This is a genomic window from Acidovorax sp. LjRoot194 (assembly GCF_964253015.1).
Lineage (GTDB): Bacteria > Pseudomonadota > Gammaproteobacteria > Burkholderiales > Burkholderiaceae_C > Acidovorax.
This window is the reverse complement of record NZ_CAXUQB020000001.1, coordinates 350,591-366,643: the sequence shown is the minus strand read 5'-3', so window position 1 is coordinate 366,643 and position 16,053 is coordinate 350,591. Positions and strand designations below refer to the sequence as shown.

Sequence of the window (16,053 nt, the reverse complement as noted above, 5' to 3'; positions counted from 1 at the left end):
CCTTAGATAATCGATCCGCAATGGCTGCCGGCCTGGCATTGTGGAACGACCATGGGACAAGAAGATGATTGACATACATCCAAAGGTGGCGCTGCTGACCGCCCTACGGTCCACCGATAGGCCGATCGCGTTTCTCGTGGGATCGGCGCTTTCCGTCGATTTGTCCGGAGGAGTACCTGGCGTTTCCGACATGCTTAAGTTTGTTCGCGACGAAATCGCCGCAAAGGCCCCTACCGAGTGCGGACGATACGACGCCGATCTCAGCGGCGCAACACCTGCCGACAAGTACCAGACGGGCATGCGGTGGCTTCAGGGCAACTTGGGCCAAGACGCCGTTAATAGAGTGATCCAGCGCGCGGTACTCAAGGCGCGAAAGAGCGGTGCCGCTTCTCATTTTGTGGGTGATGGCGTAGCTGGCGACTGGATGCTTCCTAGGGGGACGCGCGATCTGGCGAAGCTGGTCGTCACCCAAAACGAGAAGTTCACCGGGCCGATTCTGACCACGAACTTCGATCCACTGCTGTCGCTCGCCATTGAAGGCAGCGGTGGCCGAGCCAGCATACGTGTGCTGGACTCCGACGGGAGTGCGGGCAGAAGCGTCGAAGCGCAACCTGGCCATGTTCAGATCGTTCATCTGCATGGGTATTGGCGCGAGTCCGATACCTTGCACACCGCTACGCAGCTCACGAGCCCCAGGCCGAAGCTGAAAGCCTCCCTACAGAATCTCTTGCGCGCGCACACGTTGGTCGTTGCCGCCTATGCGGGTTGGGACGACGTGTTCACGGATGCTTTGGCAGGCCTCCTCGATGACGACGAAGCCAAAGTTAACATTGTGTGGTGCTTTTACGAAAGCGATCCTTCTGCGATCGCCAGCCGCTATGCGAGGCTGATCTCTCGCATCCAGCCCGCTATTCGACGCGGCCGGTTCATCGCCTATGGGGGTATCGACTGCCATTCAATCTTCTCGGACCTCTGCGCACCAAGTGTCTCTGTCGCGAGCACCGCGAAGGCCGCCAAGTCACCTATCCCAGGTTGGGATTTGGTCGATCCGGCCTACCTCGCGGCGCTGAAGCCGCTGAGCCAAGAACAGGTAGTTCGCTATTTTGACGGTGCCGTACCGACGTGGCGGCACGCAGTGTCGGATGCCATTCCGCGCCGCGAAGTGGTCAAGATGCTGGCGAAATGGCCGAGCCAACTGACCGATTTGGCCGATGTTGGGAGCATGCAGCTGATCACGGCTGCGGGTGGAGAGGGCAAGACCACAGTGCTGCTCCAGGCGGCTGCAGATTTCGTGCGCAGCGGCGATTGGACCGTCCTCTGGCGCGCATCGCCGGAGGCTACGCTGACGCCTGCCGACTTGTCCAGATTGGCAACAGACACGCAGTGGCTAATCGTGGCGGATGACGCCGACAGCGCCGCCCGCGATTTGGCGGCTTGTGCACGCTCCATGCACGGAGCCGGGCAAGCCAATGTCGATTTCCTTCTGGCGGCGCGCGACACCGACTGGCGCGCCGTGCGCGCCCATGAGGCGCCGTGGCGCCAGTGGCTGAAGGTTCAGCCCGAAATCATGCTCAGACATGTCAGCGCGGAGGATGCGCAACTGATTGTTGACGCCTGGGGCCGGTTTGGGCCACAAGGCCTGGGGAAACTAGCCGAAATCGACGGCCTCGAATCGCGCACCACGGCCTTGCTGCTCGCCTCAAAGGAAGCAGCCACGCGGCGCGGAGATGGCTCCCTCTTCGGTGGTCTGCTCGCTGTGCGCTTCGACGATGCGGGCCTGCTCACCCACGTCCGCGAGTTGCTCATCCATCTGCGCGACATCCACATCGAAGGGAGCGCGAACAATCTTCTCGACGCTGCCGTTTACATCGCGGTCTGCCACGCCGTGGGTATTGCTGGTATCCATGAAGCCGTCCTGGCCGACCTGCTGTCCGTACCCCGCGAGCGCATTCAAACGCGCGTGGTGCGCCCGCTCGGGGAGGAGTCTATCGCCGTCAGGAGTGCGGGCTGCATCGTCACACGGCACACCCGCGTGGCCATGGCAATCGTGACCGAAGCGCATTCCACTTTCGGCATGGACTTGGCTGAGATCTGGTCTACCCTTGTGCGCCATACGGTCAGGACGGATCGCGAGCAACGGTTGCCGATGTTTTGGTTCTCCAAGGTGGTCCACGCTGGTCCCAGGTTGCGTGACGACCTGCCAAAGTCCATTCCCGAGAACGATCGCACCGCTGCAGGACTGTCGGCGGCTCGCACTGCCCTCGAGTGCAAGCCGGAGTGGTTGGCTTGCGTGGTGGGCCTGGGTAACGCCTATCGATTGGCCGGCCAGTATGACGACGCAATCGATGTGTTCAGAGATCACCTAAAGGATGCGCCGACGAAAGTGGACTACGAAGACGTCATTCGTGGCTATTGGCACGAATGGGGCGTCGCGGAGGGATCGACCGGAAAGCACGGAACAAATCATGGAGCGGACGCATGGGTCCAGGGGCTTTCGGTGTCGGATCACTTCCGGCCAATCACCATTACGATGGACCGTGCTAAGAGAACCTTCGCCGGACTTGGTGTGGCCTTCAGCAAGCTTGCAACATCCCAGCCCAGTTGCCCCTTTGCGCTGGCTAGGCGCGCCGTCGCCTACCTGGGGCGCCTCACCAGAAGTGACAGCAAATCACTAAGCTACTTCGAAAGGTACGACAAAGACGCTGACCGCATTGGAACTCCACGCCCCAAAGACAGTGCCGAAGCCATCGGCTGGCTCGCTGCGGGAATAGTCAGTGCCGGGCGGCTGGTCGAAGACCCGGTCCTGAAAGGCTTGGCGGACCCGAACAGGGTCTCCTTTGAGGGTCTTCGAGGACTTCTCGGCACGGCAAACTAAGCTCGCGTTGCCGCTCCTGTTCCGGGCTTGGCTCAAGTCCGCGACATGCCGCAGCCAGCCAAAGGTCAAGTTGCCGAGCGTACGGTCGGGTGCAGGTTTTTTGTAGCATTGACTACCACCTGGCCACGCCGGCATTGGCCGCGCTGGCGCGCAGCGAATCCATCTACAAGGGCGAGAAGTTTTCGGACCACGCACCGATCACGGTGGACTACGACTTCAGTCTGTAGCGGGCAACGGCCCACCGGGCTTGAGCTTCGGCTGGGGCTGTAACTTGCGCTCGCGGATGACCGCATTGATCTCCGCGCCATAGATCAGTGTGGTCGCGCTCACATACAAAAATACGAGCGTGGCGACCACCCCTGCAAAGCTGCCGTAGATCAGCACCAGCTTGCCCGCCGTGCGCAGCGTGTACGACAGCGTGGCCGCAGCGGCCACCCACAGCCCGGCACCGATCAAAGCGCCCGGCAGCACCGTGGCGACGCGCTGCGGAATGTCGGGCAACCAGCCATAGAGCAGGGCGTACAGCACGACCAGCGTGAGATAGGCGGCCCCATAGCGCACGCTGTCGTACAGCCAGATCACCTCTTCGCCGTCCGCCGCGACATTGGTGACCACGAACTGCCAGACACGCGGCATGACGATCACCGAGCTGAACACCAGCAGCAGCCCCGAGCCCACCACCACGGTGAACAGTGTGGACTTGATGCGCGCCTTCCAGAACGGCAGACCCCTGTCGATGCCGTACGAGCGGTTGAGCGCCGAGCGCACCGCCTGCATGCCGGAAGAACTGGTCCACAACGTGACGGCCAGCCCCACGGTGAGCAGTGCCTCGTTGCGCTGGGCCAGCACCTGCTGCACCACGGGCTGCATCACATCGCGCACCAACTGCGGCGCATAGCCCAGTATGCGTTCGGCCAGTGCTGCCGCGTCGCCGGGCTGGCCGACAAAGCCGGCGGCCGCCGACAACAGCAGCAGCAGCGGGAACATCGCCAGCACCGCAGAGAACGCCAGGCTGCCCGCCTGGTTGGCACTTTGGTGCAAGACATAGTTGCGTGTCGCCAGAATGAGCACGCCCACCACCGGGAGGCCGGTGATGGCGCGGCCCAGGCGCCGCAAGCCCTGCATCATGGGCGAAGCTGCCCTTCCACCGAGTCGTCCAGCGTCTTGCCGATGGCAGCGCCGATCACCATCTTGGTGGCGGCCACGAGACTGCCGTGCTTGGTGTCCCAGTAGTACCCGGACACCGGCGCAACCTGGATCACCGTGATGCGCGGGTCATCCTTGCCCTCGGTAAACCAGGTTTTCATGATGGGGTCCCACAGCTCATCGATCAGGGCCTGGTCGCGGTGGATGCTGGCCTTGCCGTCGAGCACCAGAAACCCCGAGTGCTTGGAGGCCTGCATGAAAATCCGCACTTGCGGGTCCGCCTCGATCTCGCGGTTCTTGTGGCTGTCGGACGCGCTGAGGAACCACAGATGCCCCGCCTCGTCCACCTTCTCCACACCCATCGGGCGCGTCCCGCGCGTTTCGCTGTGGGGAGCGTTGGTGCAAAGGAAGCACGACTTGGCATCCTCGGCCATGTCCCGGATACGCTGCGTGGCATCGGTACCGCTCAGGTGCTTGTGGGTGTCCTCGGGCTGGTTCTGGTTGATCGAATCCATGGCAATCTCCGAATGGGTATGAAGGTCGGAATTGAGCCTGAACACCGTGGCTGGGACTGTAGGAGCCCGTCCCTTGCAGTTGCCCTCTCGGTGCGTGGGAACGCCAGCAGGGAGGGCTCAAGACTTCTTGCTTCGCGCGGCTCTTTCGCCCACCAGATCGCATCGCTCCATCTTTATGAACCAGCGGTCCCTGCTTTGTCGGCAAAATCGCGCCATTGTCTGCACCCACACACCCTTCTTCATGCTCCGCTACCTCACCGTCCCCGTCACGGCGTTTCAACAGAACTGCTCCCTCGTCTGGTGCGATGCCACCCGCAAGGCCGCCGTCATCGACCCGGGCGGCGATCTGGACACCCTCTTGGCCGAGACCGAGCGTTTGGGCCTTGCACTGGAGCAGATCTGGCTCACGCATGCGCACATCGACCATGCGGGTGGCACGGGGGAGCTGGCGCAGCGGCTGACCCTGCCCATCGTCGGCCCCCACCCTGGCGATCAGTTCTGGATCGACGGGCTGCCGCAGCAAAGCGCGATGTTCGGCTTTCCGCCGGCGCAGCCCTTCACGCCCACGCGCTGGCTGGCCGATGGCGACACGGTGCAGATCGGCAACGAGACGCTGCAGGTGCGCCATTGCCCTGGCCACACGCCCGGCCACGTGGTGTTCCACGCCCCGCAGATCGACCGCGCCTTCGTCGGCGACGTGCTGTTTGCGGGCAGCATCGGCCGCACGGATTTTCCGATGGGCAACCACCAGGATTTGATCGACAGCATCACCCAGCGGCTGTGGCCCATGGGCGACCAGACTGTGTTCATCCCCGGGCATGGCCCGGAAAGCACCTTCGGGCGGGAGCGCCAGAGCAATCCCTACGTAGGCGGGACCTGATCAGCCTGCGGCGCAATAAGGCCTGAGGGTTCTTTTTGGACCCTGCCGCTCACTGCGCAAGCGGTAGCAGCTATCAAAAAAGGAGCATTCACATCCCAGCGGGGAACGCCGATGCATGCGCTGCCGCCCGGGCCTTGCACCCAGGGTCCACCAAGGCAGGCTTTCCGGCAACTGACCGGTTTTCGCCGCCCTGATCTGCGGATGCCACGCGCACGCGCGGCCTAGGATGTGACATTTTGTTAACGCACTGGGGCGGCAGGCGCCCCTTCGGCTGCCGCACGCCATGGATTCCTCTGCAAGCTCCTCCCCACCCGCTCCCCCGGCCCGTGCACCACGTCCCTACGAACCCGCCCAGCGCGGCTCCAGCGTGGCGGGCAAGGCCTACTGGGCGATGGCGCAGCGGGTAGCACTGACCGCCGCCTGCATCGATACGCTGTACATCGCGCTGTTTCTCTGGCTGGGGTCGGTGCCGCTCGCACTGGTCAACGTGGTCAGCATCGCGATGTACCTGTGCGCCTATGCGCTCATCCAGCGGCGGCGCAACACGGCCGGCATCCTCCTCATCTGGCTGGAGGTGATCGCGCACTCCGCGCTGGGATCGCTGCTGGTGGGCTGGGACAGCGGCTTTCACTACTACCTGTGGCTGTTCATTCCTGCGGTGGTGATCGCCAACTCCGGCCGCTACGCCGTCCCCGTGGTGCTGGCGCTGCTGGCCTACTACCTGGGGTTGCGCCTGGCGTGCGACCACCTGGGCCCACTGGCACCGCTGGCCGGGCAGGGGCAGCAGATCGTCAACGTGTTGCACGTGTGCGTGGTCTTCGGTATGTTCGCCGCCCTGGCGGCGTTCTACCGGCGCACCATCCTGATCGCCGAAAACCGCCTGCTCAAGCAGGCCACGCTCGACGCGCTGACGGGCCTGAACAACCGGGCGCACTTCCAGACGCTGGCCGGGCACACGCTCACCCGCATCCAGCGCACGGGCGAGCCAGTGGCGCTGATGCTGTGCGACATCGACCATTTCAAGCAGGTGAACGACCGCCACGGCCACGCGGCGGGGGATCGCGTGCTGGTGGCCGTGGCGCAGGTGCTTGCCGGGCAACTGCGCGAAAGCGACGTGCTCGCGCGCTGGGGCGGCGAAGAGTTTCTGGCGCTCATGCCGGCCAGTTCGCTGGCATCTGCCGTGGAGGTGGCGGAGCGCATCCGCGCGGCCATCGAGCGGATCGCCCTGGACCACCAGGGTTTGCCTGTGCCGCTGACGATGTCGTTCGGCGTGGCGCAGGTGGCCAGCAGCGACGACCTGCCTGCGGCCATCGCGCGCGCCGACAAGGCGCTGTACCGCAGCAAGCACGACGGCCGCAACCGCGTGACCGCTCAGCCCTTGCGTGCCGCTTCGTAGAGCTTTTGCACCTTGGGCACGTTCATCTCCAGTTCCTTGATGCGCGCGGGGCCCGAGGGGTGGGTGGACAGGAAGGCCAGTCCACCCTGCTTGCTGCCCGTGGCACTGCCCATCTTCTTCCACAGGCTCACCGACGCCGCGGGGTCGAACCCGCCACGGGCCGCCAGCTCCAACCCCACCAGGTCGGCCTCGCTCTCGTCCGACCGGCTGAACTGCAGCGTGAGCAGCTGCCCGCCCAGGCCGGCCGCGGCCTGGCCCAGATCGCCCAGCCCCAGCAGTTGCGAGCCCAGGCGCAGCGCCAGGTTGGTGCCCTGGGTCTTGGCCAGGCGTTCGCGCGCATGCTCGCGCAGGCCGTGGGCCATTTCGTGGCCCATGATCATCGCGGTCTCATCGTCGGTGAGCTTGAGCTGCTCGAGGATGCCGGTGTAGAAGGCGATCTTGCCGCCAGGCATACAAAAGGCGTTGATCTGCTGGCTGCCGATCAGGTTGACCTCCCAGCGCCACTGCTTGGCGCGGTCGTTCCACGGCGCGGTGTAGGGGATCAGGCGCTTGGCGATGGCATGCAGGCGCTGCAGCTGGGGGTGGCCCTCCGGCGCTAGCGCGCGCTTGGCCTTGGCTTGCTCGAGCATCTGGCGGTACTGCTGCGCGGCAGAGGCCTCCAGCGTTTCCGCCGGGATCAGCTTGCGCACGCTGGACGCCGTGCCCACATCCACCTGCGCCAGCACGGGCGCAGCAGCGGTGGCACCGGCGGCCAGCAGGAAGCCGCGGCGCGCGGACCAGGGCGACGAGGGAGCAACGGAAGGCGTGGGGCACAGAAGGCACATACCGGATCACCTGAAGGGAAGAGGGCAAGGGAATAATAGGCAACTGCACTGACGCAGGACAGCACGGCACAGGCCGTGTCCCCGAGCAGCGGCACTGCCTGCCAGATGAAGGCGGGCGGGCCGGCTGCAAGGTGTCAGCGATGATAGACAAAACCCCCGGGCGCCCATGTCAGACACCTCCGCCAACCATTCCACCGCCAACAGCCCCGCCCTGCCCCCCGAAGTGCCCCGCCGCACCCCCTGGCTGCAGACGCTGCGCGTGTACCTGGAGCCCGCCAGCCTGCGCATGCTCACGCTCGGCTTCGCGGCCGGGCTGCCGCTGCTGCTGGTGCTGGGCACGCTGTCGTTCCGCCTGCGTGAGGCGGGCATCGACCGCAGCACCATCGGCTACCTGAGCTGGGTGGGTCTGGCCTACGGCTTCAAATGGGTGTGGGCGCCGCTGGTGGACCGCATGCCCATCCCCGGGCTGACCGCGCTGCTGGGCCGGCGCCGCAGCTGGCTGCTGGTGTCGCAGGCCATTGTGGTGGGCGGGCTGATCGGCATGGCGGTCTGCGACCCGCGCCTGACCCTCGGGCCCATCGTGTGGTGCGCGCTGGCGGTGGCGTTCGGCTCGGCCACGCAGGACATCGCGCTCGACGCGTTCCGCATCGAATCGGCCGATGCCAACCACCAGGCGGCGCTGGCCGCTTCCTACCAGACCGGCTACCGCCTTGCGATGATCTGGGCCGGCGCCGGCGTGTTGTGGATCGCGGCGCGCTCTGAGGTCGCGCCCGCCCTCGGCCAAGCCATCGCCCAAGGTGCTGCGGCCTACCAGAATGGCGCCTGGCGAACGGCCTACCTGGTGATGGCCGCCTCGATGGCCGTGGGCGTGGTCACGGTGCTGTTCTCGCGCGAGCCCGCGCCGGTGCAGCTCCCCCCGGCAAAGAACGCGGCCGAGTGGATCCAGGGCGCGATGGTCGAGCCGTTTGCCGACTTCCTGCGCCGCTACGGCTGGCATGCGGCGCTGATCCTGGCGCTGATCGCCGTCTACCGCATCAGCGACGTGGTGATGGGCATCATGGCCAACCCGTTCTATGTGGACATGGGCTTCACCAAGGACGAGGTGGCCGCCGTCACCAAGGTGTACGGCGTCATCATGACCCTGGCCGGCGCCTTCGTGGGCGGCGTGCTGTCGATGCGCTTCGGCGTGATGCGCATCCTGATGCTGGGCGCCATCCTGAGCGCGGGCAGCAATCTGCTGTTCGCCTGGCTCGCAGGGCATGGGCACGATGTGACCGCGCTGATCGCCGTGGTCTCGGCCGACAACCTGGCCAGCGGCATCGCCTCGGCCGCGTTCATCGCCTACCTGTCGAGCCTGACCAACGTGAGCTATTCGGCCACGCAGTACGCGCTGTTCAGCTCCATGATGCTGCTGCTACCCAAGTTCGTCGCGGGGTTTTCAGGCGACTACGTCAACGCGTTTGGCTACGCGCACTTCTTCACGTCGACGGCGCTGCTGGGGCTGCCGGTGCTGGTGCTGGTGGCGCTGGCATCGCGGGTGCGGGCACCTGCGGCACCACAGGCAATGCAATCTGCACACACGTCCCCTGGCCCGGCGCAGCCGTGACCTCCAGCAGCGCGCCGATGGCCTGGGCCCTGGCGCGCATGTTGGCCAGCCCCTGGCCCCGTGCCAGTGCGGCGCCCTCCATGCCCACGCCGTTGTCGGCGATCTCGAGCACCAGGCACGGTGGCGGGTGCTGCGGGTCGGCATCGTGCCGCGCACTCACCCGAACGCTGGTGGCCTGGGCATGCCGCAGCACATTGGTAAAGGCTTCCAGCAGGATGCGCTGGATCTGCAGCACCATGTGCGGCGTGAGGGTGTCGAGCGGCGGCAGCTCCTGCACCTGCCAGTCCACCTGGATGCCCGTGGCTGCCAGGCGCGGCTGCAGCCGGTAGCGCAGGGTGGCCAGCACCGTGGCCAGGTCGCCATCCACCGGCTGCATCGCGTCCACCGCCATGCGCAGTTCATCGAGCGCGGCATTGGCGTGTTCGCGCAGTTCGGCGCGGCTGGCGCGGCCCTTGCCGATGAGGCTGAGCAAGCCCACCAGCTGCGAGCCCACGCCGTCGTGAATGTCACGCATGATGCGCTGGCGCTCCTGCAGCGCAGCGTGCTGGGCGTGTTCTTGCTGCAGCAGGTCGTAGCTGACCTGCAGTTCGCGCTCGCGCTGGCGCACCTTCTCGTCGAGCGAGTTGCTCAGGCCCTGGTAGGCGCGCGCCTGCCGGCCGTAGCGGCTCAGGATGAGCCAGCCCACCAGCAGCACAAACAGCATGGTGGCCAGGGGCAGCACCGTGGTGCGGCCCTGCCCCGCACTGGGAATGCGCACCGCGATGAAGTCGTAGATGCTCGCGCCGACCGGGATGAAGCTGGCCAGGCACAGCGCGATCGCCTCGGGCTCGCGCGTCACCACCGCGTGCCGGGTCGACAAAGCGTAGGCAAAGAACGCGGGCGGAAACAACAGCGCCAGGCCCAGCGTCCAGAGCCAGGGCACGCCCGCTCCGAACGCGCCCGAGATCACCACGACCTCCACCACCAGCCATGCCCAGAATCCCTGGCGCACGCGCGGTCCATCGCACCCCACCATCGCCAGCGCGAAGCGGGTGAGCAGCAGCAGATGGATGGCCAATGCAAAAGCCATGAGGCCGCCCCACAGCGGCCAGCCTATGGGCGGTGTCTCCCACAGCCTGTCGCCATACCGCACGATGCCAAACGGTGCGCACAGCGCAAAGTACCCATACACCGGCTCGCGGTTCAAGCGCCACAGCCCACCGGCAATCACCCCGGTGAGCGCCAGTGAAAACACGACGCCGACCGCAGCCCACTGCCGCCAGACATAGCGCTCGTGATACTCGGGCAGCAGACTTGCCTCGGGCCCGAATTGAGGCGTGGCCAGTCCACCCCAGCGCCCGGGTTGCGCGGTCACGCGCACCTCGAGCGGGGTGGGCTCCACGTCGGACAGAAAACTCGCGGGCACCGGCATCCACAGCGGCGACTTGGCGGCGTCGGTGCGGGTGTCTCCCAGTACCCCGCGGTGCATGAGCAACTCGCCGCCCACATACACCTCCACCTGGTTTCCGATCCGCGGGAAATAGACGCCCGACAGCGGGCTGCCCTTGGGCACGGGAGGGATCTCCAGCACATAGCGCGCCTTCCCGGACAGGCCCGCGAACGCCTTGTCCCACCGGTGGGGCAGCGTCAACGTGCCGGACCAGGGCGCCGCGCCCTCGGGCTCCAGGTACGCGACGGCTTTGTGCAGCACGTGCACGCCGGGCTGTGCGGCAGAGGCCGGTGCGGCGTCGTGATCCGCATCTTGTGCACCCGCGAGCCCTGCCCACGATGCAAGCACGACCCAGAGCACCGGCCACAGCACCCACCGGCACAGCACCCACCGGCACAGCGCCACACCGCCGCGCGCGCGGGCCGAAGTGCGGCTACAAAAGCCCCATCTGCCGCGCCTCGAAGATGGCCTCGGCTTTGGAATGGACGGCCAGCTTGCTGTAGATGTTCTTGACATGGGACTGGACGGTGGAGGGCGCGATGCCCAGGAGTTCTGCGACCTCGGCATAGGTGTAGCCACGTGCGAGCTTCGCCAGAATATCCTGCTCGCGCGCCGTGAGCGTATCGGCCGCCGCCAGGCTGTGGGGCACGGCCGGGCGCGGCGACAGCCTGGCGAGCAATTGCCGCGCGATGATCGGCGTCATGGGCGAGCCGCCCGCACGCAGGCTCAGCACGTGCTGCGCCAGGTCGTCCTCCGTCCCGTCCTTGAGCAGGTAGCCGCGCGCACCGGCTTCAAAGGCATTCATCATGTTGGCCTCGTCGCCGAACATGGTGATGACCATGACTTCAGTGACCGGAGACAGCGCGCGGCACTGGCGGATAACTTCCAGGCCAGAGCCGTCCGGCAGGCCCAGGTCCACGAGCAGCACATCCACGCTGTTGTCGTGCAGCCAGCCCACCATCTCGCCCACGGTGGCGGCGGTGAAAGCCAGGCTCAGGCGCGGCGCCCGGGCCAGGGCCCGCACCAGCCGTGCGCGGGTGCGCGGGTCGTCCTCCACCAGGGCCACTGAGATGGCCGGGCCCGGCAAGGTGTTGTGGTGCGCGGCGCTCAATGGGAAGCTCCGGCAGTCACCACCGGTGGAATCAATGCCATCTGTGCCATCAGCATGACAAGTGCCATCGGCAGCACCGGTAGCGCCATTGGCACCATCGCCCCCGCCACCCCCGCCACATCCACAGCGCCAATCCCTCGGTCAAGGCACATGAAAGACTCCCGCGTCGCCTGGCGATACCAGGCCGCCACCTACGGCATCGGACCACGCAAACTCGCGCTGGCACAACAGCTGCTCTTGCAGCCGGTGCTGCTGTGGGTTGATGCGCAGCAGCAGGTAGTCGTGCAGCGACCCTACGCCTGCGCTCTCTGAAAAATCCACACAGGCATGACTCTGGCGCGCGGGCACGAAAGTCTCGTCCAGCCCCAGCAGCGCGCCCACGCCATCGAACCAGTCGGCGAATCGGAGGGTCTGGTCGTGGCGGTTGCGCGTCATCACCACCGGCACGTCGAGCCCGCCCAGCCCCGCCTGGCGTCTGTACTCGAAGGCCTTGAGCATAGGGGCCGACAGCACGATGCGGTCCACGTGGCCCAGCCGCTGGCCACCCACGCCCATGCGGTCCAGCGCGTGGTGCAGCGCGAGGCACCCTGCACTGCGTGCGAGGACCACCTTGGCAAGCCCGGCATAGGCTGGCAATGCCGCCACCAGGTTGAAGGCGTGCAGCACCGTCGCCAGCGCAAAGGCACCGCCCTCTGCGCCCTGCCGGGCGCGCGGTACGCCACCGAGCACCGCAAGCACCCCGCCGCCGCGCCCCGCCTCCCACTCGTACAGAATCGGCTCGCATCCCGGGTACGTGGCACGCAAGCCGTAGGCCTGTGCAAGCCCCAGTGCGGGTGACTTGCCAAAGCCGTGGATGAACAGCACGACCGACGTCGTGCCCGGCTGCTCCAACGCGCGATCGAACGCGGACTGCACCAGCCGGCGCGTTGCGGCAGGCCAGTCGTCGGGCCGCCCGAGGTCGGCCTCGCCGTGCAGGAAGGCGGCACCATCCGGCGCCACGTGCCAATGCAGTGGCTCGGCATAGTGGCCGTCCTGCAAGGGCTGCTCCAGGTACACGGCATTCAGGTCGTCCAGCCCCTGGGGCAATGACACCGCGGTCTTCCCCCGGTAAGCCCCGGTGCGGGTGCGCGCGGCCAGCATGGCCACTGGCTGGTCATCCGCAGCAGCCTCCACGCGGCTTTGCGCCTGTGCATGCAGCGGCTGCGTCCAGTCGTTGGCGTCAAAGGGCAACGCGGGCACGGGCGGATCAGGCTCCCATGACCCCTCGCGCGACTGGGCCCACAGTTGCAACTGCACAGCGCCTCCCGTGCGCCAGGTGTCCGGCACCGTGATCGCGCCGTAAGAAGGTGCGAAGCGCTTGGGTCCGTACCGGCCAATGGCCGCGCCGGACGACAGTGCCTGCACCACGCGGCTGGGCGTGCCGTCTGCGCAGGGCAAGCGCCCGCTCCAGGCGTTGCCATGCACATCGCCGCCGATGAAGAGCACCGGCCTGCGGGCCGCGCGCAGGGTGCCGTCGAACTCCACGTAGCTCGGACCGCCCTCGGCATGCCATCCCTGCTGGGACAGCAGATAGCGGTGCGCCATGGGCGTGCCAGCAGCCACCAGCAGCAGGCCGGCGCCCGGCTCCCCCGCGGCACCCAGCAACGCATGGGCCTGGTCGGCGCCAAGGATGCTGGCACCCACGGCTCTGGCCTGGCGATGCCAGCGGGTGTCCAGCAGCAGGCAGGGCGGCCCCTGCAAACCGCCGAGCGCGCCCGACCAGAACAGGTCTGCGGTGCCGGCGGGCAGCGGGCCGTCCCATCCAGCAGGCAGAGCGGGATAGGCATCGCCCACGCTGGCCGTGCGCAACTGGTGCTCGAACTGCGCGAACAGACGGCGCGAGACCGCCTTCACCCGCGCAGGTACGCCGTGGCGATAGGCTTCTCCCGCCCCATCCAAGCCATCCAAGCCATCCACGCCCAGGCTGTTGTTCCAGGCGTAGTCGTGGTCGTCCCAGGTGAGCAGCAGCCGCGCCCGGTCCGCGCGCCCCGCAAAGCCGCAGACCAGCTCCCTGAAAGACGCCACATCCCACTGCAGCGCATAGCGGCGGTGCATGTCGGCGGCGTACGCCGTGAGGCCCGCGGCCGGCTTGGCGGCGATCAGCGACCGCCAGTCCGTCGCGCCTGCGCCCAGCCCCCAGTCCATGTAGATCTGATCGCCCAGCAGCATCAGCACGTCGGGCTGCTCGTGCTCTGCGATGCGCTTCCATATCGGTTGGTCCGCAACGCGCTCTGCGTCCATGCAGGAAGTGAAGACGATTTTCATGCGCCCCAGCGTAGGGGCAAACCTGCCAGCGCACAAGAAGGCCGGCCCCCATGTTCATGGGATGCGCCGCGCAGCGCATTTGCAGACAGTCAGGTAACCGCTGAGCATCGCCATCGAGCGCCCGCGGTGACGGCATCTTCACCTTCCCCAACCATGATCAGGAGCGACTCCATGCACACTTCTTCCCCCACCCTGGCGCTGGCACTCGGCGGCGCCTTGGCCCTGACCCTCACGGCCTGCGGCGGCGGGTCATCCTCCGACGACACCGCCCCTCCTGCACCAGCGCCGGACACCAAGGTCACGCTGACCGGCACAGTGGTCGTCGACCAGGCCATCCGCAACGCCGTCGTCTGCCTGGACCTGAACAGCAACAGCACCTGCGACGCCAGCGAGCCTGCCTCGGCCCGCACCGGCGCCGACGGCGCCTACACCCTGACGTATGACACCGCGCAGGTCAGCACGACGCAGGTCGCCGCCGCATCGCTGATAGCACCCATGGTGCCCGGAGCCCTGGCCGACGCCAATACCACCATCGACGCCGCCGACACGACGGAGGGCAACACCGCCGCGCGCTACGTGCTGCGCCAGGTGCCAGGCAAGAGCGGGCAGATCAACCCGCTGACCACCCTGGTGGCCGCGGGCATCACCGCAGGCATGACCGAAGCCTCGGCGCGCAGCAATGCCGCCCTGCAGCTGGCGATTGCCCCCGCCAAGATCGACAACTACCAGGACGACGCCCCCACGGCCGGCGTCATGCTCGACAGCGCGCGCAGCATGGCCAAGGTGGTGGCTGCAGGCCTGGAAGAAGGCGCGCCTCTGGTGGTCGGCGACCAGCAGGCGGCGGTCACTGCTACTGCTGGAGATCTGTCGAGCTTCATCTACGCCGATGCGGCCAACTACTCGTACCGCACCATCGACACTATCGCCAAGGCCAGCGGCACGGCAGGGACCACCTTGCGGGACGTGCGCGGCGGTGTCACGGCCGGCTCGCCAACGCCCGCGAGCACGCTCTACAACCAGGCCTACCTGACGGCCACCGGCTGGCAGCGCTGCGACGACACCATCCTGCTGCAGGGCACCGTCGGTACACCCAACCGCAACAGCTTCTGCGGGGTCTTGACGCAGGTCGGCTTCACGGCGCGCGAGGACATCGACACGCGCACCATGTCCAGCGTGGTGACCGCGCTCCAGGCCAACGCCGAGACGAACACCATCAACAACAACGGCGCCTCCACCAGCGACCTGCTCAACGCGGTGGGCACTGCCACCTTCCCCGCCGGCTCCCGGCTGCACACGCGCTACAACCTTTCGCTCGCACAGCCCGTCTTCATCAACAGCATTGCGGCCGATGCGCGGCCTGCCAGCGAAGCGACCCTGGAGCAGATGATCACGGCCCGGCCCGCGTCCTCAGTGGTGCTGAGCACGGGTGCCGGCACCCTGTCCCTGGGCATCTCCAGCGGCCCCGCGCGCTCGCTGCGGGTGGCCTTCACCGGCACGACCAGCGCCACGGCCGGCACCGTGCAGTTCTACGAATGCGACCTCAACAGCACGCAGACCGTGATCTCCAACTGCACGGCCACGCAGACCGGCACGTACTCCATCGCGACCTTGCACGGCGCGCGGGTGATGCGCTTTGCCGGACACGCGCCCACCACCATGGGCCACACCCGCTCGTACTCCGAGGTGGCCAACGCGCCGACCATCGCCAGCGGCAGCCGCGTGTTCCAGACCCGCGAAACCAAGACCGGCGTCGACTTCAACTTCACCGCATCGCGCCGCCTGAACGCCACTGCGTGGGCAGCCCTGCGCGCAAAGCTCGGGATTTGAGCGAGACGGAACACACCCCGCGTGCTGCCAAGGGCACGTTTTCCGGCTCCCTGCGGGGAGCCTTTTTTATGGGCACGCGCTGCAATGCAGGCACACGCACATCCGCAACCCGCAGTGCTTGCTTTACGGAAGCTTTACCT

The 16,053-nt window shown here is 66.9% G+C and carries 10 protein-coding genes and 2 pseudogenes; 6 read left to right on the top strand and 6 right to left on the bottom strand.

Annotated elements, in window-relative coordinates; all coding sequences use genetic code 11:
- Nucleotides 1-64 precede the first annotated feature (64 nt).
- On the top strand, nucleotides 65-2,875 hold the full coding sequence (locus tag ACSQ3N_RS01690; protein WP_056164863.1) for an SIR2 family protein: 2,811 nt from the start codon (nucleotides 65-67) through the stop codon (nucleotides 2,873-2,875).
- A gap of 107 nt (nucleotides 2,876-2,982) precedes the next feature.
- Nucleotides 2,983-3,102, top strand: a pseudogene (locus ACSQ3N_RS01685) (exodeoxyribonuclease III); the annotation flags it as partial.
- Here the strand turns inward: ACSQ3N_RS01685 and ACSQ3N_RS01680 are convergent.
- Together ACSQ3N_RS01680 and ACSQ3N_RS01675 are read right to left on the bottom strand one after the other, a co-directional pair.
- A complete protein-coding gene (locus tag ACSQ3N_RS01680) occupies nucleotides 3,092-4,003 on the bottom strand; it encodes a YihY/virulence factor BrkB family protein (protein WP_056164864.1) in 912 nt (303 codons plus the stop codon). The pseudogene ACSQ3N_RS01685 and the gene ACSQ3N_RS01680 overlap by 11 nt on opposite strands.
- Entirely contained in the window at nucleotides 4,000-4,536 is a 537-nt protein-coding gene (locus ACSQ3N_RS01675; RefSeq protein WP_436145437.1) for a pyridoxamine 5'-phosphate oxidase family protein, read from the bottom strand. Before ACSQ3N_RS01675 ends, ACSQ3N_RS01680 begins: the two co-directional genes overlap by 4 nt.
- Nucleotides 4,537-4,777: 241 nt before the next feature.
- Here ACSQ3N_RS01675 and ACSQ3N_RS01670 point away from each other — a divergent pair, with 241 nt between their 5' ends.
- Together ACSQ3N_RS01670 and ACSQ3N_RS01665 are read left to right on the top strand one after the other, a co-directional pair.
- The gene (locus ACSQ3N_RS01670; protein WP_436145436.1) at nucleotides 4,778-5,416 is read left to right on the top strand and encodes an MBL fold metallo-hydrolase; all 639 of its coding nucleotides are present in this window, start codon (nucleotides 4,778-4,780) and stop codon (nucleotides 5,414-5,416) included.
- Between the two features lie 283 nt (nucleotides 5,417-5,699).
- Entirely contained in the window at nucleotides 5,700-6,812 is a 1,113-nt protein-coding gene (locus ACSQ3N_RS01665) for a GGDEF domain-containing protein (protein ID WP_436145435.1), read from the top strand.
- On the opposite strand, the gene ACSQ3N_RS01660 is transcribed toward ACSQ3N_RS01665, so the two are convergent.
- Nucleotides 6,788-7,636: a M48 family metallopeptidase gene (locus ACSQ3N_RS01660; protein ID WP_436145434.1), complete on the bottom strand. Its 849-nt coding sequence runs from the start codon at nucleotides 7,634-7,636 to the stop codon at nucleotides 6,788-6,790. The genes ACSQ3N_RS01665 and ACSQ3N_RS01660 overlap by 25 nt on opposite strands.
- Before the next feature lie 166 nt (nucleotides 7,637-7,802).
- On the opposite strand from ACSQ3N_RS01660, the gene ACSQ3N_RS01655 reads away from it, so the two are divergent.
- Nucleotides 7,803-9,242: an AmpG family muropeptide MFS transporter gene (locus tag ACSQ3N_RS01655; protein WP_436145433.1), complete on the top strand. Its 1,440-nt coding sequence runs from the start codon at nucleotides 7,803-7,805 to the stop codon at nucleotides 9,240-9,242.
- A gap of 10 nt (nucleotides 9,243-9,252) precedes the next feature.
- Here the strand turns inward: ACSQ3N_RS01655 and ACSQ3N_RS01650 are convergent.
- From ACSQ3N_RS01650 to ACSQ3N_RS01640, 3 genes and pseudogenes are all read right to left on the bottom strand, one after another.
- Nucleotides 9,253-9,480 (bottom strand): annotated as a pseudogene (locus tag ACSQ3N_RS01650) (ATP-binding protein); the annotation flags it as partial.
- A 1,624-nt stretch (nucleotides 9,481-11,104) separates the two neighbouring features.
- A complete protein-coding gene (locus tag ACSQ3N_RS01645; RefSeq protein ID WP_436145432.1) occupies nucleotides 11,105-11,782 on the bottom strand; it encodes a response regulator in 678 nt (225 codons plus the stop codon).
- 141 nt (nucleotides 11,783-11,923) lie between these two features.
- Nucleotides 11,924-14,086 (bottom strand): hypothetical protein, encoded by a 2,163-nt coding sequence (locus tag ACSQ3N_RS01640; RefSeq protein WP_436145431.1) that lies wholly within the window; start codon nucleotides 14,084-14,086, stop codon nucleotides 11,924-11,926.
- A 171-nt stretch (nucleotides 14,087-14,257) separates the two neighbouring features.
- On the opposite strand from ACSQ3N_RS01640, the gene ACSQ3N_RS01635 reads away from it, so the two are divergent.
- Nucleotides 14,258-15,913: a hypothetical protein gene (locus ACSQ3N_RS01635; RefSeq protein WP_056164880.1), complete on the top strand. Its 1,656-nt coding sequence runs from the start codon at nucleotides 14,258-14,260 to the stop codon at nucleotides 15,911-15,913.
- The last annotated feature ends 140 nt before the right edge of the window (nucleotides 15,914-16,053 follow it).

Coding starts and splice junctions, on each gene's coding strand:
- ACSQ3N_RS01665 (WP_436145435.1), top strand. CDS start 5,700: ATGGATTCCTCTGCAAGCTCCTCCCCACCCGCTCCCCCGGCCCGTGCA.
- ACSQ3N_RS01640 (WP_436145431.1), bottom strand. CDS start 14,086: ATGAAAATCGTCTTCACTTCCTGCATGGACGCAGAGCGCGTTGCGGAC.
- ACSQ3N_RS01635 (WP_056164880.1), top strand. CDS start 14,258: ATGCACACTTCTTCCCCCACCCTGGCGCTGGCACTCGGCGGCGCCTTG.
- ACSQ3N_RS01675 (WP_436145437.1), bottom strand. CDS start 4,536: ATGGATTCGATCAACCAGAACCAGCCCGAGGACACCCACAAGCACCTG.
- ACSQ3N_RS01690 (WP_056164863.1), top strand. CDS start 65: ATGATTGACATACATCCAAAGGTGGCGCTGCTGACCGCCCTACGGTCC.
- ACSQ3N_RS01660 (WP_436145434.1), bottom strand. CDS start 7,636: ATGTGCCTTCTGTGCCCCACGCCTTCCGTTGCTCCCTCGTCGCCCTGG.
- ACSQ3N_RS01680 (WP_056164864.1), bottom strand. CDS start 4,003: ATGATGCAGGGCTTGCGGCGCCTGGGCCGCGCCATCACCGGCCTCCCG.
- ACSQ3N_RS01655 (WP_436145433.1), top strand. CDS start 7,803: ATGTCAGACACCTCCGCCAACCATTCCACCGCCAACAGCCCCGCCCTG.
- ACSQ3N_RS01670 (WP_436145436.1), top strand. CDS start 4,778: ATGCTCCGCTACCTCACCGTCCCCGTCACGGCGTTTCAACAGAACTGC.